This is a genomic window from Pseudooctadecabacter sp. (assembly GCF_965657175.1).
GTDB lineage: Bacteria > Pseudomonadota > Alphaproteobacteria > Rhodobacterales > Rhodobacteraceae > Octadecabacter.
The window spans coordinates 1-21,289 of record NZ_CBFHNH010000006.1; the positions used below are offsets into that span (position 1 = coordinate 1).

The following is a 21,289-nucleotide window of genomic DNA, read 5'->3' on the forward strand; positions in this document are numbered from 1 at the left end:
CCTGCATTGCGCGCCGCAATTGATCATCCGCAAGTCCAGCGCGTCCCCGAAGTGACGGGTTTCAGCCAAAAGACGAGTAAAATATCGATGCCGATGAAAATTAGTGTTGTCCTGTCTGACCGGAATTGGATCCTTGAGCGACTAGGGCGGGAGTTAGAAACGCGACTGGAAGGCGTGACTTTAGTCGATGCCGCCGATCCATCGGCTGACCTGAATTATTATATCACCTTCGCATGCCGGAAAAAGCCGATGCCAACCTTGGAAGCTGGCATGTTTACCCATATGGAGCCGATGCCCCATCTCAAGGACCTGTTTTTTCAAACGGCGCGAGACTTGGATCTTAGCATATGCATGAGCCAGAAGTACGTCGACCTGATGAAACAGGAAGGTATCAAGAACGCCAAGCTTATTTCGCCTGGCGTCGATCTTGACCGGTTCAAGGTAAAACTTCGCATCGGGGTGGTGGGCCGGACCTATCATACCGGTCGCAAAGGTGAGGGCGTGGTGTCCCAACTGATGGACATGGACGGTATCGATTGGCATTTCACGGGAACCGGATGGCCCAAACCAGGGAAATTCATCGCAGATGACGACCTGCCGGATTTCTATCGTTCTCTAGATTATGTATTGGTTCCCGCCCTTTATGAAGGGGGGCCCATGTGTGTGCCCGAAGCGCTGGCTGTGGGGACGCCCGTCATCGCCTCAGATGTGGGCTGGGTGAGTCAGTTTCCTCACATCCCATTCAAAACTGGTGACTCAGCTGATTTACGCCGCGTTCTTGGCGAACTTCTTGAACAGAAACGCAACCTTCGCGAGAGCACCTTGGCATATACTTGGGACGCTTATGCAGAATCCCATGATCGTGCTTTCCGTGACCTGAAAGCCAAGTCCAACAAGTCCATTGCGGGCAAGATTGCGCAAAGGGTTTTGCCGAAACGTGTGGCACCTACTCCGGACGTTCCTTCGGTCGCGCTTTTGCTGCATGGTAATGAACAGACGACCAAAGGCGGGCCAGGGTTACGCGTGCCCCGCACAGCAGAGACATTGCGGACTCTCGGCGTATCGGCGAGATCAACGACATTTGGTGGGCGTAGCACGGCACAGGACGTGTCGGAAGATTTTGTGCATTTGTTCAATGTCTGGAACCCCGAGACCGCGATGCGCACGCTACGTCACCTCAAGTCCGCCGACAAACGTGTCGTTTTTTCGCCCATCTACCTCGACTTGAGTGAGCTTCCTTTTTGGCAATCGGTGCTTCCATCGATGGACCTGTCCGATATGGAGGCGGTCGCCGAGACAGCAGGGCATTGGAAAGACCATCTGCACGATGGTCGGGGCCGCCTGATGGAAGCAGTCCAGGGTTACAACGCCATGATCGAGGAGATGATCAGCCTCGCCGATCATTCAATCCTTCTGAGCAATGCGGAGCGGAAAGCCCTTTCGCAGATTGGCGTCACATTGGAAGACAAACGCACAAGCATTGTGTTGAATCCCGTCGACGGGGACCTCTGGGGCGGCGGAGACCCAGAATTGTTCTATGAGACCTACTTGCGGAATTATGTTGGCCCGAAAGACTATGTCGTTTGTGTCGGACGAATTGAGGCCCGGAAAAACCAGTTGCTCTTGGCGCGGGCCCTGCGCGACATGGATCTGACCCTCGTCTTGGTCGGGCACGCAGGTGACCAGAATTATCTAGATCTGGTCCGCGAAACGGCGGGTCCCCACTTAATCGAGACCGGTCGTCTCGATGCGGGAAGTCCAATGATGCGCTCGGTTCTAAAAGGGGCGAGCGTTTTTTCACTGCCAAGTTGGAGCGAAGGTGCATCGCTTGCCGCACTCGAAGCGGCGGCCGCCGGTTCAAACATGGTTCTGTCAAACCGGTCATCCGAAATGGAGTATTTTAAGGATATGGCCGAGTACTGTGAGCCAGGCGATCCGCTATCCATTCAAGCTGCAATTGAAAGGGCCCTCAACCGGTCAGATCGAGACGCCAACGGGCAAAAGCTGGCCTCTCATGTAGCGGAAAACCATTCATGGGAACAGTACGGCAGGGCCACAGCGAACGTCTATGAAAAGACAATGGCGCAGAAACTACGATCCTTCCCCGCCGCGAAAACGCCTGCACCCAGCAGACGAACGCCGGAAGGTCGTATTGTCTTGGATGTGACGACCCTTGCCCATCACACGGGACGAACGACCGGTATCAGCAGGGTTGAAAGCGAACTCGCACAGCATTTCACCAAAGTGTCTGACGATGTTCAGTTCGTGTTTTGGCAAGATAGTATTCGTCGCTTCTTGGAAATGCCCAAGAAATTTGTCCGATTTGGTGCCGCGTTCCGGTATCGCTCACGGTTCGATGGTTTGACGGATACCCCAGCCGTTCAACTGGACCCAGGAAGCCGCATTGTCATGGGCGGAAGCGCTTGGATGCAGAATGAAAGATACATTCGGGGCCTTGAAGACTTTAAGCTGCGCAATGATGCGACACTGTTTTCTATTGTTTACGATCTGGTTCCGCTGAAGTTTCCACACTGGTTTCAGCCGGAATATTCCCCGGTTTTCCAGCGAAACTTTGAACGACTGCTGCAGATATCCGACGGATTCTTTACGGACTCCAAAAGTTGCGCAAGCGATCTGAAAGACATCGGTGGGATGTCACGCATCGATCTGCCAGAACCGTTTGTTTTGCGCTTGGCAGACCCGGTCTTCGCCTCAAAGGATCGTGAACGGCCCGGGGATAAAGAGGGCCCGGTCGCTGAATTGTCGTCGAAGAGATTCATTCTTGCTGTTGGTGCGATGCACGCTCGGAAGAACTACGAGATGCTGTACCGAGTTTGGTCGCGGTTTGCAGACGATAGGGCGCATCTGGATTTGCATTTGGTGATCGTTGGGGGTGTGGCCTGGAATGGGCAAGCGCTTTCAGACATGATCGCACGTGACCCCAGGGTTGCCAGTCGTATCCATGTTCTCAGCGACATCGACGACTCTGTGCTTGGACAGCTTTACGAGCAATGCTTGTTTACAGTCTTTCCTTCGCACTACGAAGGATGGGGATTGCCCGTCGCGGAGAGCCTTGTTGCAGGGAAGCTGTGTCTTGCGACGAATTCAAGTTCCGTACCAGAGATTGCGCCGGAATTGGTGGAGCATATTGACCCGGAAGATTTCGCGACGTGGCAATCACAAGATTGGTTTTTACGCCAGCAGCGCGGTCGCCCGGAGTGATAGAGAACAGCTCATTAGGGACACATATGAACCCGTCTCTTGGGATCGGACTGTGGATCAAATTGTGTCGCAGGTGGCCGTAAGTCCGAAAACCGTCGCATTGACGCCCTTGATTTCAGGCCGGCCCGCAAGCGCTAGTGTCAATGCGTCGGCCCTCAGTCTTTCTTTTGACGATGCCTGGCATCCTGCAGAAACCTTTGGCCGTTGGAGCGCAGCTACGACTTCGACAGTGGAATTCGCGCTTGCGCCATTGCAACGGTCAAATGTGGCGCGAAGTCTTGTCATTTCGTTGAAGTTCTTTGCGCCAAGTCGCAAATCCAAACCTTTCAAGGTTTGTCTCAACGGAAAAGCAGTCTACGAAATCCCAGCTGTCGCCGAAGGTTCGCTTAAGAACGTCATTATTGACTTACCTTCGGAAACCGTTCGGAAAGATGGGAGAAACTCTCTCGAGTTCCACTTCAAACCGTCGGCCGAAACCAAGGCTCAAAACCCCAGAATCTTGGGTGTTGGGTTGGTCAGCATCGAAATGGTTTCTCGGGATCAAGGCAATATTTTGGCCGCTCTTGAGAACCCTCAAGTTTGGTCGGGAAAGGAGTTCAAAGCCGATTTTGCTCTTCTTCCGCACACAGAGGCATTGGCCAAAAATCTCACAAGAACCGCTGGTTGGGGGGTGGGCAGCCCGCTGGGACATATGCAGTTTTTGCTCCCGATTCTGACCCAGAATTGGACGATGCCAAACACCAAGGATGACAAAATACTGAAACTAGAGATTAGGCCGGTGGCTTCTTCTGACCATCCAGTAACAGTCACTGCAAAAATCAACGGCCAAGTTCAGGCCGTCGAGACATACGATAGCTCTACTCCGCAAGACTTCTTAATTCCCTTGGAGACTAAGAAAGCACAAACCTCTGCGCCTATCTTACTGACCATCGAAACTGATGGAGGCATGACACCACCCGAAATCGGGCTCTCAAGCATGAGCAATGATCAGATCATTATCGGATGCGGTGTGTTTGGCATGGAATTGCAGAGCGCGCATGCAACCACCTCGAAAGGAAGTTGAGATGATGAAAGATAACATCATGATGCTGGGGCTATTTTCCAATCGGCATGACGGCCCCGCCTTTCAAGACGGCGTCCATTTAGGTGAAGGATGGCATCTAAGTGATGCGACAGGTCCGTGGTCAAGGCGACGAAAGACAGAATTGATCCTTTTGGAAGATCATTTCAAAGGCGCTGAAATGCTTGATCTGCAACTTCAGGCATTTGGCGCAACGGTCGCAAAACCCCAAGGTCTTACCGTGGACGGAGAGGGGCTGGACCCGCAGGTCTTCACCATTCCGTTCAATGAACCCGTTCAGATATCAGTTCAGTGTCCCCGCTTCGTAAACGGCCGTGGCACCTTGTCGTTCGTGACTGAATGGCTCGAAAGTCCGTTTGCGATAAACGGATCACTGGATGATCGGCTCCTTGGCATTCGTCCGATCGCAGTGACCCATTGTGTCGATCACAGCTTTGATAGCCTTTTCTTTGGCGATGTTTCCGTCTGTAGCAAACACGCGGCGTCTGGTTGGGCTTTGCCGGATGTGGATGGGGTCTGGCAGATTGAGGATACGGCTTCTATCCAAGTATCGCCGACAGAACTGGTAAACGTCGACTCTCTCACATTGAACTTTATGGTGATCAATTCTGCCGCTGATCCATTGTCCGTCACATTGAGCCATCCAGAATTTGGGGAGGCGTCTGGCGAATTTTCCAATTCGGGAAATCTGTCCCTTCAAATGGATCGTGTTGTTGCGTCTAAGGGGCGTGAGCCGCGAAGTGTCGATCTGGTGAGTGAATTGAACCAATTGATTAAGGTTCTTTCCGTGGGACGTGTTTCTCCTCACGATTTAGGAATGAGCGAAGATACTCGAAAACTGGGGATCAAGCTGGTCTCGCTTGAGGAAAACTAAAGAAAGAGTTTAGCGAACCCGCCGGGGCGTCGCTTTCCACGACAGATCATGTTTCTCGTTAGCTGAGCGCCGATGGGGCAGGCGAAACGTCCCGCTTTTTGGGTGATCTAAGACGTCAGCTGCCCGAGGCAATCAAGGATTTTTTCGCCATCCTCAGCAATTCACGTATCGACGGATGAACCCCTCATCGCGCCCTAGCGGCGGATCTGCGCCATGTTTTGCCGATGGGTGCGGATCGCATCGTCAAGGTCTTCAAAGAACCGGATATCGTTGGGCCCAAAGACCAAGGCGCAGTCACACAGCAGTTTGATCTGATCGAGGGAGTGACTGCACACGACCGCGCTGGCGGATTTGGTGCGCTCCCGGAAGAGACGGTCCGAACTTGCGCGAAAGGCCGCATCACCGACCGCTGTAATTTCGTCCACAAGGTAGATGTCGAATTCGATCCCCATAGACACCGAAAACGCCAGACGTGACTTCATACCGGAGGAGTATGTCCGCAGTGGCAGGCGAAAGTGGCTTCCCAGATCGGCAAATTCCTCCACGAAATCCACCAGCGCATCGGTGTCCACGCCGTAAATCCGCGCGATGAAGCGACAGTTTTGCAGGCCCGTCAAATCAGGGTGAAACGACCCCGCGAACCCAACCGGCCACGAGACACGCCCTTGCGTGATGATTTGGCCTGTTGTGGGCTCCGATGTGCCGGCAATCATGCTCAACAGGGTCGATTTGCCCGCACCATTGCGGCCCAAAAGCCCCAAGGATCTGCGCCCTTCCAGTTTCAACGTCAGATCGGAGATCACGGTTCTGGTGCGGCTGTCGGTGACAAAGGATTTTGTCACGTTGCGAAATTCAATCATGGCTACACCTTACCGGCGGTCTTTGATCGCATAGAAAACCAAGACACAGATGGACCAGACAAGGACCAGAAACACCGACCAGATGAACAGAATGCTCAACCGTTGCGGATAGCGTGAACTTTCGGCGGTGGTGGGAAGAACATAGGCGGCCAGATACCGGCTTTGCCGACCTGCTTCGGCGAGGGCTGCGTCATAGGCCAGTTGGGAGCTTGCAAACCGTTGTTCGGCAAATTCACGGTTCACGACGAGGCGTTCGTATTCGCCAAGCAGGTTGGCGTAGGCCTCATTTGAATCGGCACCGGTGCCCCCAAGTTTCGCGCGCTCTTCTTCGATGCGCCGCTGGATCACTTCGATCCGCAACTGGGCTTGTGCCACACGCGGGTCCGTCGGACCCGACCCCGGCAGCATATCAAGTTCAATCAGGGCTTCGGCCAATTGCGCTTCGAGACTGCCCAAAAGCCCCGCCTGCGTCGACAGATCGACCGACGGGTCGACCAATTGGTTCACGTTTCGGAAGGTTGTGACATCCTGTCTGGCTTCGCGAAGAAGTTCGACTGCGCCATCCAGTTCCTGTCGTGCATACCGGATCGCGTCTTCGCGTGCGATGTCCGACAGACCGTTGATCATCTCCGACGACTGGTCATACAACGTCTGCGAGATCAGCGTTGCATCGATGGGGTCGAAGGCGTTGACACGCACCTCAATCAGGCCTGCGGCATCGTCATAAGAAATGTGAACAAACCGGTTCCAGTGTTCGACCAGATCTTCGATCGTCCCGTCTGTGTTGAACGCATAGATTGGATCATTGTCTGGCTTCGACCACATGGCGCGCAGATCAATGAGACGATCAATGTCCGAGACGAGTTTTTGGCTTTGCAGGAATTCGTAAAGAATATCAGTGTCTGATGAACTGGACCCAGACAGTTCCGTGATGCCGCCCAGCAATTCAAGGGCTGAGCTTGTCTCTTCGGTGCGCACAGAGAACGCCACCGTCGAGGCGTATTGGTCACTGGCATAGACCCAAAGATAGTAGCCGACGGCGACGATCGGCAGCATAACGAAAACGAAAAAGCTGCTGATGACACCCCAGTGACGACGTTTCATTCGGGCGCTTGAGGCGGGCTTTGATACTGGCCGGCCTGCGCCGTCATTCGGTGGGGCGGCGGGTTTGGGTGCTTCTTTGGCCGGTGCAGCAGCCTTTTGTGCGGGCGGGCCGTTTGGTGCTTTATCCGGAACGGCCGCCACGGGGCCGCTGGGGGCGGTGTTTTGAGCGCCCCCGGACTGTGCGGGCGATGTCACGTCTTGCGAGACAGCGGTCAGTTTGGGTTGATCTGACACTTTAACTCCAACTCAGCGAAATGAACGCGCTATAGGACAGCTACCCAATTCGAAACGAATGTGCTAGGCCCAACTACCTAGAGCGTCCGTCTGGCTGATACTGCCAAATGTGAAATCGGAAAGATATGACACCGCAATCCGACATCCCGGCCCCCTTGAAACCTGCGGTCCAAAACCGTCTGCCGCGGTTCGCCAGTCTGCGGACGATCGTCGCTTTGATGTTGCGAGAAATGTCGACGACCTATGGCCGGTCCCCTGGGGGATACCTTTGGGCCGTTCTGGAACCGATCGCAGGGATCGGACTTTTGACTTTAATCTTCGGGCTGGCGTTTAGATCGCCCGCTCTGGGTGTCAGTTTCGCGATGTTTTACGCAACCGGCATGCTGCCTTTTATGATGTTCACGGATATTTCCAACAAGCTTGGCCACTCTCTCAATTTCTCAAAAAACTTGCTGAGCTATCCGCGCGTTACATTTTTCGATGCTGTTCTGGCGCGGTTTTTGGTCAATCTGGTGACCCAGATCATGGTGAGTTACCTGATCATCCTGGGGATACTGCTGACCGCAGAAACGCGGGTGACGCCCGATCCGGCGGTCATTATCAAGGGCTACCTTTATGTGGCGTTGTTGTCTTTGGGGGTTGGAATGTTCAACTGCTTCATGATGGTGCGTTTTCCGCTTTACAAGCGGTTTTGGGGCGTTCTGATGCGGCCCATGTTCATCCTGTCGAGCATCTTCTTTTTGTTCGAAATGATCCCGCAGCCCTATCAGGACTATCTATGGTTCAATCCGTTGGTGCACGTGATCGGTTTGGTGCGCAGCGGGTTTTACGGGTCATATGATGCGCATTATGTCAGTGAGGCGTACATCCTGACGGTGTCCCTGACCACGTTGTCCATCGGGATGCTGATGCTGCGCCGCTATCATAAATCAACGCTTGAACGGTAGACGCGCCGCGATTACTTCAATTCGGTTGAGAAGCCCGACGCGCCGCAAATCGCGGTCCATTTGAATGATCTGTCGCAAGACATGGGCGATGGCGGCATCCCAGACGTCGATCGCAGCATCCGCTTCCGGTGCGGGCGGAAGGTCGACGGTGTGGCGGCCTTTGTGTGACGACACGGCCTTTAGCCCTGCGCAGACGGATGTGAACAGGGCCGCAAGCTCTGTCCTGTTTGCAAGGTCGGATGGGCCAAGCGCCAGAACATCAAGATAGGAGAACTGGGACGTCCAGCGCGGATCGCCCAGCGCCTTTCGGGCGTTGTCGGGCGACAGGGCAAACAGCGCGTCCGTATCGTCCCCCAATATTCGATCCAGTTGCGCGAAATGACGTGGCGAGAGCGCCCAAAGGCGCCGCGCGTCGACGGCGGGGCACCAACGTTGGACGATGAATTCCGCCTCAACATCGTGGCCCGAGGACCGAAATTCAGGGTTGCGCTGCATGAACCCGATCATCGCTGGGCTTTGTGCCGAATTGACCTGTTGGGGGTGTTTGATCCTGACGTCGAATGCCTTCTCAAAATGGGTCAAGACATCGCCGCCGAATTGTACGCTGAGGTTGACGTTTGGCAGTGCCGCCCACTTACCCAAGGCCGCCCCCATCCGAAAGTTCAGGTTGGTCCGTGCCATCCATGTTTCGACATCCTGACCGCCCCATGCCCCCCATTGCCAATAGGCCGCGTTCAGCCAATCAATTGGGGGACGCACGTAGGCGATGACTTCGATCTGTGGTGCGTCGTTCGAGGGTTCAAACCAGTGCGGCAACAGCTTTTGAAACAGCCCTGCACGGTTGTACCATCCTTCTTGGGACATCACGGGCGTGAATTTCGGGCGCGCCGAGCGGTAGATTTGGTCCAGCCCCGCTGCAATGGCGTGATGGTCGGCGGTGTCCGGAAAGTCAGGGCAGCTGACATAGCCCGCTGACGTCATTGTCCGGCCGAGCTTGACCATACGTCCCGACACGGGTTTCCAGCTGTCCCCTTGGGGACGCAAGGCGTGATAGGAGAGCGTTTCTCTGGTCGCGGTCTTCAGGCGCGGCTGTAGGGACATCGCGGTTTGCAATGCGGACGAGCCGCATTTGGGCGCACCGACATGAAGGATGATCCGTTTAGTTCGCGCCATGTCAGCCCTGATGCCATCCCGGCCGGTTTCGGCCCACTTCAATTGCCGCGTCAATACAGTCTTGCGCGGCACTTTGCACGTCTGACGTAAGTTCAAGAATCCGGCCTGTCGCGCCCTGCGCACTGGCGTGGCGCACCGCCTCGGCCTGCGCACCCAGATCGAAGGTTATGACGGGCAGGCCCGTTGCGATTGCTTCGTGGGTGGTGAATGAAAATGTTTCGGGCCAGATTGAGGGAATGACCCAGCAGGTGATCCCGTATCGCGCCACCAAATCGGGCAGATCGCCCACGGAGTAGGGGCCATGACAGACGGTGCCCTTTGCCATGGTATAGACGGGATCGATGGCGCCCAAGACCACCAGCTTGGCCTCCGGTTTGGTCTGAAGGGACTGGCTGATCCGTCTGACGACCTCACCACCTTTTTGAGGCGACATATTCCCCAACACGCCTAGGGTGATGCCCCCTTCGGGCACTGAAACCTTGGGAACATCAACGGGCAGGGCATGGGGGGCCAGAACAAGCGACGTCAGCGCAGGGTAGGCGGTTTGTAGGATTTCGACGCTGGAGTGCGAGAAACACGTCACGCGCTGGGCCCGCTGCAAGACCCGCGACCATTGTGATTGCCAAGAGGCCAAAGTCACGCGGGTACCATCGCGACGGCGGCTGTGATGCGCGCCGTCACTTGCATCAAGCGGCCAGTGGTAGACGCCATCTTGACCCAATAGGGTCATGGAGGGGCTGACCATGAAGTAGTCGTGGACCAAAACCTCGATCTGCGTCGCCTCGTCCGGGGCCAAAGCAAGGATGAAATCCGGCACTTGGTAGGGGTCGATATCGCCCACAGCGTTGGAATAGACGACCCGTCTTGCGGTCGCCGGAGCCAGAACCGCCAAAACGTCGTCCCAGTCGTTCGTCCCTGCCGCCGTCGGTGGGTCGTCGTTGGGCCACCAGAGTTCTACGTTAAACCGAAAGACACCACCCAGACGGACCACAAGTGCGGCCCCGCAGGTGTCAACATCCCGCGCGATGCGTCGGCGCAGATCAATCTCGGCGCCGCCGCCCATTGAGTGGGCGATATAGACCGGAAGCACCGCCCCTTTGTTTTCTTCCACAGCCCAAGCCAGCCCCAGAAACAGCCGCGCTGTGATCAAAGGGTCCTTGCGGGAGAACCCGAAAACCTCCGCATCAAAACGCGGGTATCGACGCGATAAGACCTCAGAGTTCTTGGCGATCAGCCTTTGTTTTGCCTCTGACCCGAAGCTTTGTCCGCCCATGTGCGCAACAAAAAGAGTGGGCAGGTAGACATGCCGCCCGCCGCGGCGCTGGGCTTTTTGGCACCAATCGACTTCCTCACCGTAGCCCGGTGCAAAGACCTCATCAAATTGGGGGATGTCGCGCACATACTGAGGTGCCATGGCCATGCAAAACCCCACGCCCGCCGGTGCGGTGACCCAATCGGGCCCGCCATTCAGGGTTTGGGCATATTCGTCCAGCCTGTCGGCTAGATTTGCGGTGATGTCTTTAGGGCGGCTGATCGCGGGCACGCAGCCCAGCTCCGCGTCATTGGACATCGGCGTCACTGACGCCACGCTCGGATCAGACCAGATCGGGGCCAACAGCCGCGAGGCCCATCCACGGGGCACGAAGGCGTCGGTGTTCAGCAGCACGACGGGGTCGTCCCACGCCAGCGCTTTGGTCAGCCCATTGTTCACCGTGCCGACAAAGCCAAGGTTCACGTCTTGCAGCGCCAGCTGGACCCGGTCGCCTTGGGTTTGGGCAAAGGCCTGCAGGGCGGGGCGGATCGCCGGATCAGGGCTGGCGTCATCAATCACAATCAGGCGCCACGGCACATCGGTATGGTCGATGACGCGCCCGAGGGCCTCCATCGTCATGGCCAGATTGTTGTAGACGGGGACGATGATAGTCACCCCAGTGGCCGCATCGGTGCGCAGTGCGGCGGGTTTGGCCAGCATGGCGGGGTTAAGGGCGACGGGCGCGGGCCCCGACATATCCAATATCTGTTTGACACGGGCACGGGCTGCAGGGTCGCGGTATCTGATCCATCGCAAGGCAAATGGCACAGCCTGAGCACCCGCAACAACGAACCCAGGGATAAGCCGGACGCGATCCAATGTGGTCGGCTGATCCTGTGTCCCATGATACGCCACATAGAGGGAAAACAAGCGTTTAATGCGATAGAATAGGCTAAACACGCTTTCCCCTGACCCTAACATGACATCCGGTGGTGCAGATATTTCATCATTCACCGGCGGCGACAACGGCGTTGCGTTTAGCGGACCTGACGCGCGTGGCAATCGTCATTCACCAAGGCGGCGTCAGATGGGGACTACCTGAGGCGTGCTTACTCACCGCCCAGCTGACTGGCCAGCTTTGCCAAATGCGCCTCAACAAGTGATTTTGCGGTGTCGGGATTGGCGTGTTCCACATAGCAGCGGCATTCCGGCGCGTTGCCCGACGGACGCAGGTGGATGACCGCGCCGTCAGCAAATGTCACGCGCAGCCCGTCGGTCAGGTCTACGGCTGTTTCCGCGTCCACCCCTTCGAAGAACGCAGCCCGTGCAGCGCCGTCTGCGGTCAGCGCCGCAATCAGGGCGGAGGATTTGTCTGTTGGAATATCCTGGACGCGACCTGCGGCGGTAAAGCAGGGCGGCAATGTTGCCGTAAGCGCGGTCAGCGTCAACTGTTGCGCCTTTGCAGCAACAAGGGGGGCCACCATGGGCAGCAGGCTGTCGCGGGTCATCAACGGGGGCAACGGGCCTGCGGGGGCCGTGGCGGTATAGCCCAGAAGAAAGCCGCCGTTTGCTTCGTAGCCTCCGACGTTGGCAGCAGGATTTTGGGCCAGCGCGTTTTCCATGCCTGCAATGACAAAGGGCGATCCGATACGCGTGCGGTCGCAAGAGGTGAAGCATGCCATATCATCAATCAGGCTGTTGGACGAAATGGGCGTGATCAGCACATCAGCGCCGAGGAACTGCGCGGTCAGCGGGCCAAGGATGTCACCGGGAATGATGGCCCCATCGGGGCCTGCGACCATCGGCCGGTCGCCGTCCCCGTCCGTGGACACGATGGCGTCCAGCGCGTGGGTTTTTGCCCAATCGGCCAGCATCAATTGGGTGTCTGGGTCCACGGCCTCGGTGTCGACGGGGATAAAGACGTCGGACCGCGCAAGGGGGACGGGCGTTGCGCCAAGGGCCGTCAGCACATCGACCATGACATCGCGCGCAACGGAGCTGTGTTGATAGACGCCGATCGTCAGACCGGACAAGGCGCCTGCGCCGAACGCGCTGACATAGCGGTCCACGTAGGCGGGCAGGGCCGTGGCATCGGTTTGCGCTGTTGCGGTTTTACTGGGGGCGGGTTGGCCCAAAGCTGCGGTGATCGCCTGTTCATCGTCCTTGCTGATTTCGCCGCTCGGAACGTAGAATTTCAGGCCGTGGCGGTCGGCGGGGATATGGCTGCCGGTGATCATCACCGCCGCCTGACCTGCGGTCATTGACGCAAGTGCAAGCGCAGGTGTGGGCAGGGCCCCATGGCGGATTGCGGTCAGCCCCGCATCTGTCACAGCCGAGGCCACCGCGTCGGCAATAGCCGGTGAGGAGGGGCGCAGGTCTTCGCCAATGTGCACCGCACCGCCTGTGGGGCAGGCCGCGATAAAGGCGTGAATGTGATCGGCCACCAGTTCATCGGTCAATTCTGTCACGAGGCCGCGCAGGCCGCTTGTTCCGAACTTGGGTGCCATTTTGGTGCGCCTTTGGGTCTGAGTTGGATCGCAGGGTGTGCAGGTGGGGTAGCGTGGTTGTCTGGTAGGGTCAAACCCCGTCCCCAGTGCGTTGTGCCCTGCATGTAACTGTGGACATCTTTTATCTTCCTGACCTGTGGGGGATGGTCTAGTGTCGGCGACAATAAGAACTGACTACGGCCAACGCTGCTGGTGGCCATCCGGGGGGAACATGGGTCGTTTTGCTGCTGCTTTTTTGTGTGCTGTGCTTTTGGCTGGCTGTTCGTTGGTGCCGCGGGGCGCTGGCCTTCAAACAGAAGTCTTGGCCGCAAGCGATGAGGCCGATGACCTTGGGCGTCCGGAATTCGCTATTGAAACAGTCACACGCGACAATCTGGCGGTGTTCGCCGATTGGCCCACGATCAACACGCAACATCTGAACTGGATCAGCCGCGTCGATCAGCCCAATAACCGCATCATTGCAGCTGGCGATACCTTGGCCATCACCATCTGGAGCACCGAAGACAACGGGTTGTTGATCAGCCCTGGACAGCGGTCGGTGACCCTGCCGGAACAACGCGTGTCGTCTTCGGGACGTGTGTTTTTGCCCTATGTCGGCGAACAACGGGTCAGTGGCATGAGCCCCGAACGGGCGCGGGCGGTCATTGAGGAGAAATACCTTGATGTGTCGCCTTCGGTGCAGGTTCAGTTGAACTTGATGGAGGGGCGCGCGCGCACGGTGAGTGTGGTGAGTGGCGTGCGGTCTCCGGGAAGTTACACATTGGCGGACAACGACGTGACCATCCTGCAAGTGATTTCGGACGCGGGCGGGATTGACGCGAGATTGTTGAACCCGCAGGTCCGGTTGCAGCGCCATGGTGATCTTTATGGTGTGTCGGCAGACCGCCTTTTGAACCGTCCGTCCCTGAACACAACACTGCATGGCGGCGACACGATTTTCATTGAGGCCGACGACCGGTCGTTCCTGTCGCTGGGGGCCGCAGGGTCCGAGGCAATTCACCCCTTCCCGCAAGATTTGGTAACAGCACTTGAGGCCTTGTCGATCATCGGGGGCGTCTCAGATAACCGCGCAGATGCCCAAGGCATGTTGATCCTGCGGCGATATCCAGCCAGCGTAGTGACCGCCGACCGCAGAGGCCCCGATCATCCGCGCACGGTCTTTACGCTTGATCTGACGACGGCGGATGGTTTGTTTTCAGCAGGGCAGTTTGAAATCCAGCCCGGTGATCTGGTCTACGTCAGCGAAAGCCCCCTGATCGCCGCTGGTAGCATTTTCGCAGCCCTCGGATCCGTATTCGGGCTGGCCGCGCAGGTGAATTGAACAGGCTAAAGCCGCCCCAACAGGGCGGCGAGGCGGATCAGGAACGTGGCGGGACCGGTGTCCCGAGTCATGCCGATTTGACGGCTGGCCCGCACGCGGCCAAAGCCCCAGCGCGGGGCCGCTTTCCAGATATCGAGACGACGTTGTGTCTGGGCCAGCAGGACAGGGCGCGCGAGGTCGAGCGCCGCGATGTTCTGGCGCTGCCACGTTGAAAATTTGGACCCCAACACGCCCACGACCCGTTTGACCCCTGCAAGACGACGCTGATTCCCACCAAGGACATTGCCGTCGTGTTGGCGGTAGTCCAGCACCACATCCGGGCACACGACGGTGTTGCCGCCCGCACCCGTCAGAAGCTGATACAGCCACCAATCGTGAAACGGCACATCCACCGGCCCGACCGCGCGCACAAGGGTCAGCGCGGCGGGGTTAAGCGTGGCGCAATGTCCGGCGATGCGGTTTTGAACCAAGGCGTTGCCAAAATCCGGCTGGCCTTTGTGAATGCGACTGTGCCGGATCGGCGTGCCATTTGCCGTGATATGGCGGCTTTGGGCGCTGTAGATGGCGGGCCCCGTCTGGCCCTTCAGCGTCGTCAGCGCATGGCTCAGCTTATGCGGATACCAGATGTCATCCTGATCACTCAACGCCACATGCCCTTCGGGCAAATTCGGATGACACAACAACGACAGAAAGTTCGCAGCGGCGCCCTTGCCGGGACCGGTCAGGATACGGATGTCGCGGGACGGGTGCGCATCGGCAAATTCGCGCACAATGGCGACAGTATCATCTGTCGATCCATCATCCGACACCCAAAGCGCCCAGTTTGCATGATCCTGAGACGCAATCGACAAAAGCTGTTCGTGCAGGTGGGCGGCACCGTTGTAGGTGGCCATGAGGATGTGGATCTGAGGCAGCACGGGGAGGGCGACTTTCTAGTGATTTCAGACATTCGCATCAAACTTGAATCGAGACTTACAGGTTTGCCCTACGAGCGTCACCGTCTCATCCAGAATATTGCATCCTCCCCCGTCACTTCCCGCTTCGAACCGTATCTGGATTTTCGGAGCACGATTTGCAACTTGTGTATGAAGGCGTTTGGGCGACATCCGCCGACAGCCTGCCGGGCACAATCACAGATATCATGTGGGGTGGCCCTGATCATGATGTGATTTACACGTCCGGTGGCGCTTTCGGTGCCATGACCGAATGGTTATGGGCAGGCGGTGGGCTGGCCGGACGCGACTTTGCAAGTCTATTGACCGAGGACGCGCGGTCATCGTCTGCCGATTTGGCGATATGGACCTTTGCGGGGGAAAGCTATCTTGCGGTGACGGGCGGGGCCGTTGACGGCGTGGATATCTTTGCCATTGGCGGAAGCGGACAGCCTGCTTTGACCTCCATCGGGGCGGATTTCCCTGATCTGGGCGACGCCCTTTGGATCGAAGATGAAGGCGGCGGCGGGTTTCTTGTGTCGATCGCGAACGGGGACCGCGCGCTGAGCGTTTGGACCGTGGATGGTGCGGGGGAGGTCGTGGCCGTGTCGTCCGAGATAAGGGGGGAAGGCGGGACATTCTCCGGCACGTCAAGCATGACGTCTTTTGAACAGGGTGGCCAAACCTATGTGGCCACCTTGGATGTCACGGGCAACGCCGTGACGCTGTTCGAAGTATCGAACGGCGAGCTGGACAGAACCGACCGGCTGGATGCCAGCGATGGTCTGGCCATATCGATGCCTACGGCCATCGATATCGTTAGTTTTGGCGGCACTGACTATGCGATTGTGGCGGCTACGGGGTCGAACTCGTTGAGTGTGCTGTCGCTGAACGGGGGGGAGATGACGTTGCGCGATCAGGTCATTGATGACCTGAACACACGCTTTGAGAGTGTTGGTCTGCTTGAAACGGTCGAAATGGATGGCCGCGTGTTTATTGCTGTTTCAGGGGCGGATTCGGGGCTGTCGGTTTTCACATTGCTGCCGAGCGGTCGGTTGATGTCGGTGGCCACCTTGGAGGACAGGCTGGACGCGCGGCTTGATGACATAACGGCAATGGAATTTGTCGAACGTGACGGCGGCCTGCAGTTGGTGGTGGCGGGCGAAGGATGGGACGGGCTGTCTGTCATCACGGTGCAAACCGATATCCGCGGTATGCTAAACGAACAGACCGATGGGGATGACCTTGTGCAAGGTCCCTCGGCGGGGGGGCGTCTGCAGGGGGGGGCTGGCGATGACATCCTGATCGACGGCGCGGGGGCCGATGTGTTGGTTGGTGGCACGGGTGCGGACACATTTGTTTTTTATGACGACAACGGCGTGACAGACACCATTGAGGATTTCGAGGTGGGGGTCGACCAGATCAACCTGTCGTTTCTTGGACGGGCGTATGATCTGTCTGCCTTGCAATTTGAAACCATAGACGGCGGGATCGAAATTACTTTTCAGGGCGAAAGCCTGCTGGTCTTCAGCCAATCTGGCGACGATATCTCACAGAGCGATCTGACCTATCAGATGTTGTTTGATGTGACCCATGTGGCAACGGAGCCTTTGCCGATCCTTCCGGAACAGATTTTCGGCGAAAACGGGGCCAATTTCCTTGTGGGCGGTGCGGGCGACGACGTCGTGTTCGCGGGCTTGCAAAACAACGATTTTGACGAGGCCGCGTCCGTCGTTGCACGTCTTTATCAGGCGGTTTTGGGCCGCGCCGCCGATGAGATGGGACATTTTAGCTGGACACAGCGTTTGCTGGATCAAGAGCTGAGCGGCATTGATATCGCAGACAGATTTGTTGGAAGTCGCGAGTTTTCCAATATCTACGGCGGGTTGAACGACGCAGATTTTGTGCGGATGTTATACCAGAACGTTCTGGGTCGTGAGCCGGATGAGGAAGGCTTTGCCGCTTGGGTGGGGAACCTTGAAAATGGCATGGACCGCGCCGACGTGGTCTGGCGGTTCTCGGAAAGCCGGGAATTTGTGAATGCGATGAGCCTCGACGTTCTCGACTACAGCTTTTCGGCCTACGAAGTGAGCTGGGGCGACAATGTCTTTCGAATTTATCAAGCGGTTTTGGGGCGGGAGCCTGATGCCGAAGGATTTGCGGCATGGACCGGAAATCTGTTGGATGGGATGGACTATCTTGATGCCATTTCACGATTTGTCGGCAGCCGTGAATTCACGCTCGTTTTCGGGGACACGACAAATGCCGATTTCGTCGAATTGCTGTATGAAAATGTGCTGGGGCGCGCGCCTGACGCAGAGGGTTTGACGGCATGGATCAACAACCTCGACACCGGCATGGGCCGCGCCGATGTGGTGTCGCGGTTCGTCGACAGTGCAGAGTTCATTATGAAGACCACGCCGGATCTGATTGATTTTATGAAGGACTTTGGTGTCGATGATATCCTTGAGGGCGGAGAAGGCGACGATTTGCTTCAAGGTGGCGCCAACAGCGATGTCTTTGTGTTTGATATGGATGGCCATGGCGATGACGTCATCGTCGATTTCGAAATGTGGGATTCGATCGAATTGATAAACGCTGACTTTCAAAGCAGTGAGGATGTCTTGGACGCTTTGGAGCAACGCGGCGAGGATGTTGTGTTGGACCACGACGGTGGATCGATCATGCTGCTGAATACGGAAATTGCCGATATTCAGAATGACACATTTTTAATCTAGAAATAACGTATTTTGGATTGATTTCTTGCGTTATTGTCATGCCATGCGATATCCAAAAGTGGTTCGGTGGGCTGGATACCCGGACCGTCATCCATCATTTTTCGATCTGTCCAATTGTTGAGGAATTTGAATGTCTAACCCAAACATCACCGATCCGCTCTACGACACTCAATGGCACTTTGACCTGCTTGGCGACATCGAAACGATCTGGGCCGATTACACCGGCGAAGGCGTGACGGTTGCGGTTTATGACGACGGGATGGACACAGATCACGAAGACCTCGTGGACAATTATGACGCGTCGCTTCAGATGGCGGGCGATGACGGGTTGAACAATTCTTCGTCTGACGGACACGGCACGTCGGTCGGCGGGCTGATCGCGGGGTCCAACAACGGTATTGGCGGGGTCGGGGTCGCCTTTAACGCGTCCCTCACGTCGGTGGATTTCCTGAACGATGCGTTTCTTGACGGCTACACCTACGAAGCAATCGCCCACATGGGTGAATTCGATATCATCAACCAAAGCTACGGGTACAACACGGATTTCAATCCGGGATTGAGTTTGGGTGATCCGTTCAGCCAAGGCCGGCGTGAAGCAGAAGAGATGTGGGATGCGGTGATCGCGGGCCGCGGGGGCCTCGGCACCGTCATGGTGAAGGCGGTCGGAAATTCCGCGAACAATGCTGGTGCACAGCAAGTCGGCAACTATGGCAACGCACAAGGTGACGGGTCTAACAACTCCCACTTTCTGATCGGTGTGGGCGCATTGAACCCCGACGGCACGGTGGCCAGCTATTCCAGCTACGGGGCCAATTTGCTGGTCAGCGCGGGCGCGGGATCGGTCACGACGGACCTGACCGGAAGTGCGGGCTATAGTTCGGACAATTACACCAACACCTTTGGCGGAACATCGGCGGCCACGCCGGTCACGGCGGGTGTGATCGCGCTAATGCTTGAGGCAAACCCCGATCTGAACCTGTCCGATATCCAGATGATCCTCGCGCTGAGTGCAAGCATGACGGGATCGGCTTTGGGTGACACTGCCGAAGGGTTTGAAGCCGGTGAGTGGGTGACCATCGGGGATGGCACATGGAACGGTGGCGGGATGACCTACAACCTGAGCTACGGCTTTGGTGCGGTCGATGCCTATGCGGCAGTGCGCATGGCCGAAATCTGGTCCGCCCTGCCAATCAATTACGCCAACCCCGTAGATCAAGAGTTCGTCGAAGTCGTCGACAGCGCGAATTACGCGATTTTGGACAATGCGGCGACGGATATCACGCTGAACGTGGAAGATGGTATCTTGATCCAACATGTCTACGTGACGATCGATCTTTATCACACTTATGCCGCGGATTTGGATATTCATCTTATCACGCCGTGGGGCGATGAAATCGAGTTGCGCACGGATGATGGCGGAGGTGCAATTATCGATGGCGTTTGGACCTACGGGATTGCTTCGCTGCGCGGGCAGGATTCCGAAGGTGAATGGATTGTGCGTGTGGCCAACGACGCAGGCGCAGACCAAGGGACGGTCTATGATGTCAACGTGACCTTTGTCGGCGATACGGTCGACGAAAACGCATCGGACGTCTGGCATTTTACGGACGATTTTCTTGATCTGGTCTCGGTCGAAGCCGGACGCAACCGGATCGGCGGCGAAGAGCGCGTCGACAGCGACGACACAATCAACATGGTTGCCGTCACGGGTGACGTGACCATCGATATGGGTGTGAATGGCGCGGTGCGCGTCGATACTGAATTCTGGGCGTTGCAGAATACAGATTCGATTATGAATGCCGTGACGGGCGACGGCGATGACCGGATCAACGGGCGTGATGCAGATGAAGGCCTCGCGGCGGGGCGGGGCAATGACCTGATGTTCGGCGGGGGTGGCAACGATCTTTTGTCCGGCCAGCAAGGCAATGATGTCATTTTTGGCGATTCCAACGGCGGCTATGGCACCTTTGTATCCGCGCAGGTCTTCCGCATCTACAATGCGGTTTTCGGGCGGACACCGGACACGGAAGGTCACCAAGTCTGGATGAACCGTCTGCTGACGGGCGAGATCGAGATTGACGATGTGGCGAATGCGTTCATCGGAAGCCGCGAATTCGAGGTGACCTACGGATCGACGTCCACCATCGAATTCGTGACCCTTCTGTATGAAAACGTCCTTGGCCGCGAACCTGATCAGACGGGACTGGATGGTTGGGTTAACAACATCAACACCGGCATGAGCCGCGCCGAAGTTGTGCGCCGGTTCTCGGAAAGTCAGGAACATGTCAATCTGACGGCTGCTGACCTTGTGACTTATGAGAACGATTCTGACGCGACGGTTTATGCCGGTCGGTTGTATCGTCTTTATGAGGGGATTTTCGGACGGGAACCCGATGTGGGTGGCTTCCTCGGCTGGATGGACAATTTCGCCAACGGCATGACGTTTGTGGAAGTTGCGGGCCGGTTCATGGCGGGCCCCGAATTCCAGAACCTGTATTCGGACACGACGAATGAAGACTTTGTTGAACTGCTGTATCTGAACGTGCTGCAGCGCGCGCCCGATGAAGGTGGGCTTGCAGGCTGGCTGAACAATTTGGACAACGGAATGCCGCGCGAAACCGTGGTTGAACGCTTCATCGAGAGCCGTGAATTCGTCAACCGGACAACGGATGCGTTGATCGAGTTCATCAACGCCTTCGGACAAGATGATTACATCTTGGCTGGTAGCGGGACGAATTTGGTTGCCGGCGGCGGCTTTGCGGATGTGTTCCTCTTCACCGAGGATGATCAGGACGGGTCGACGACGATCCTCGATTTCGAACTGTGGGACAGTATTTTGATCGATACCGCCCTTGCGACCGATGTAGCGTCTGCCTTGTCGCAGCGTGGGGATGACGTTGTTTTCGCAACCGATGGATTTGAATTCATTTTGGCGGACACGGATTTGAATGACATTCGGGACGGCCAGATCCAGATTGCTGACATCGACATCTAGGGTTGATCACAAGAGCCTGCCCCGCATGCGGGCGGGTTTTTACCAACAG

The 21,289-nt window shown here is 56.8% G+C and carries 13 protein-coding genes; 7 read left to right on the plus strand and 6 right to left on the minus strand.

The window, feature by feature from the left end:
• From ACTG36_RS06955 to ACTG36_RS06965, 3 genes are all read left to right on the plus strand, one after another.
• The coding region (locus ACTG36_RS06955) for a glycosyltransferase (RefSeq protein ID WP_439141809.1) at positions 1 to 3,222 on the plus strand (3,222 nt) is incomplete at its 5' end.
• 52 nt (positions 3,223 to 3,274) lie between these two features.
• The gene (locus ACTG36_RS06960) at positions 3,275 to 4,285 is read left to right on the plus strand and encodes a hypothetical protein (protein ID WP_439141811.1); all 1,011 of its coding nucleotides are present in this window, start codon (positions 3,275 to 3,277) and stop codon (positions 4,283 to 4,285) included.
• Between the two features lies 1 nt (position 4,286).
• On the plus strand, positions 4,287 to 5,177 hold the full coding sequence (locus tag ACTG36_RS06965; protein WP_439141813.1) for a hypothetical protein: 891 nt from the start codon (positions 4,287 to 4,289) through the stop codon (positions 5,175 to 5,177).
• 194 nt (positions 5,178 to 5,371) lie between these two features.
• Here ACTG36_RS06965 and ACTG36_RS06970 read toward each other — a convergent pair whose 3' ends face one another.
• Positions 5,372 to 6,037 (minus strand): ABC transporter ATP-binding protein, encoded by a 666-nt coding sequence (locus ACTG36_RS06970; RefSeq protein ID WP_439141815.1) that lies wholly within the window; start codon positions 6,035 to 6,037, stop codon positions 5,372 to 5,374.
• 9 nt (positions 6,038 to 6,046) lie between these two features.
• On the minus strand, positions 6,047 to 7,141 hold the full coding sequence (locus ACTG36_RS06975) for a hypothetical protein (protein WP_439141817.1): 1,095 nt from the start codon (positions 7,139 to 7,141) through the stop codon (positions 6,047 to 6,049).
• Positions 7,142 to 7,500: 359 nt separating this feature from the next.
• On the opposite strand from ACTG36_RS06975, the gene ACTG36_RS06980 reads away from it, so the two are divergent.
• Positions 7,501 to 8,322 carry an ABC transporter permease gene (locus tag ACTG36_RS06980; RefSeq protein ID WP_439141819.1) on the plus strand — a complete coding sequence of 274 codons (822 nt, stop codon included), beginning with the start codon at positions 7,501 to 7,503 and terminating at the stop codon, positions 8,320 to 8,322.
• On the opposite strand, the gene ACTG36_RS06985 is transcribed toward ACTG36_RS06980, so the two are convergent.
• From ACTG36_RS06985 to ACTG36_RS06995, 3 genes are all read right to left on the minus strand, one after another.
• Positions 8,305 to 9,495: a hypothetical protein gene (locus ACTG36_RS06985; protein ID WP_439141821.1), complete on the minus strand. Its 1,191-nt coding sequence runs from the start codon at positions 9,493 to 9,495 to the stop codon at positions 8,305 to 8,307. The genes ACTG36_RS06980 and ACTG36_RS06985 overlap by 18 nt on opposite strands.
• A 1-nt stretch (position 9,496) precedes the next feature.
• Complete coding sequence (locus ACTG36_RS06990) at positions 9,497 to 11,563, minus strand: glycosyltransferase (protein WP_439141823.1); 2,067 nt, start codon at positions 11,561 to 11,563, stop codon at positions 9,497 to 9,499.
• Positions 11,564 to 11,856: 293 nt separating this feature from the next.
• Positions 11,857 to 13,254, minus strand: coding sequence for a phosphomannomutase (locus ACTG36_RS06995; protein ID WP_439141825.1), 1,398 nt, complete (start codon positions 13,252 to 13,254; stop codon positions 11,857 to 11,859).
• Between the two features lie 211 nt (positions 13,255 to 13,465).
• On the opposite strand from ACTG36_RS06995, the gene ACTG36_RS07000 reads away from it, so the two are divergent.
• Positions 13,466 to 14,575, plus strand: coding sequence for a polysaccharide biosynthesis/export family protein (locus ACTG36_RS07000; RefSeq protein ID WP_439141827.1), 1,110 nt, complete (start codon positions 13,466 to 13,468; stop codon positions 14,573 to 14,575).
• Positions 14,576 to 14,580: 5 nt separating this feature from the next.
• Here ACTG36_RS07000 and ACTG36_RS07005 read toward each other — a convergent pair whose 3' ends face one another.
• Positions 14,581 to 15,492 (minus strand): glycosyltransferase family 2 protein, encoded by a 912-nt coding sequence (locus ACTG36_RS07005; RefSeq protein WP_439141829.1) that lies wholly within the window; start codon positions 15,490 to 15,492, stop codon positions 14,581 to 14,583.
• Positions 15,493 to 15,656: 164 nt separating this feature from the next.
• On the opposite strand from ACTG36_RS07005, the gene ACTG36_RS07010 reads away from it, so the two are divergent.
• The gene (locus ACTG36_RS07010) at positions 15,657 to 18,245 is read left to right on the plus strand and encodes a DUF4214 domain-containing protein (RefSeq protein ID WP_439141921.1); all 2,589 of its coding nucleotides are present in this window, start codon (positions 15,657 to 15,659) and stop codon (positions 18,243 to 18,245) included.
• 130 nt (positions 18,246 to 18,375) lie between these two features.
• Positions 18,376 to 21,240, plus strand: coding sequence for a DUF4214 domain-containing protein (locus ACTG36_RS07015; RefSeq protein ID WP_439141831.1), 2,865 nt, complete (start codon positions 18,376 to 18,378; stop codon positions 21,238 to 21,240).
• The last annotated feature ends 49 nt before the right edge of the window (positions 21,241 to 21,289 follow it).

Excerpts from the sequence above, each read along its gene's own strand:
- ACTG36_RS06995 (WP_439141825.1), bottom strand. The coding sequence starts at position 13,254 with ATGGCACCCAAGTTCGGAACAAGCGGCCTGCGCGGCCTCGTGACAGAA.
- ACTG36_RS06985 (WP_439141821.1), bottom strand. The coding sequence starts at position 9,495 with ATGGCGCGAACTAAACGGATCATCCTTCATGTCGGTGCGCCCAAATGC.
- ACTG36_RS06965 (WP_439141813.1), top strand. The coding sequence starts at position 4,287 with ATGATGAAAGATAACATCATGATGCTGGGGCTATTTTCCAATCGGCAT.
- ACTG36_RS06975 (WP_439141817.1), bottom strand. The coding sequence starts at position 7,141 with ATGAAACGTCGTCACTGGGGTGTCATCAGCAGCTTTTTCGTTTTCGTT.
- ACTG36_RS07015 (WP_439141831.1), top strand. The coding sequence starts at position 18,376 with ATGTCTAACCCAAACATCACCGATCCGCTCTACGACACTCAATGGCAC.
- ACTG36_RS06970 (WP_439141815.1), bottom strand. The coding sequence starts at position 6,037 with ATGATTGAATTTCGCAACGTGACAAAATCCTTTGTCACCGACAGCCGC.
- ACTG36_RS07000 (WP_439141827.1), top strand. The coding sequence starts at position 13,466 with ATGGGTCGTTTTGCTGCTGCTTTTTTGTGTGCTGTGCTTTTGGCTGGC.
- ACTG36_RS06980 (WP_439141819.1), top strand. The coding sequence starts at position 7,501 with ATGACACCGCAATCCGACATCCCGGCCCCCTTGAAACCTGCGGTCCAA.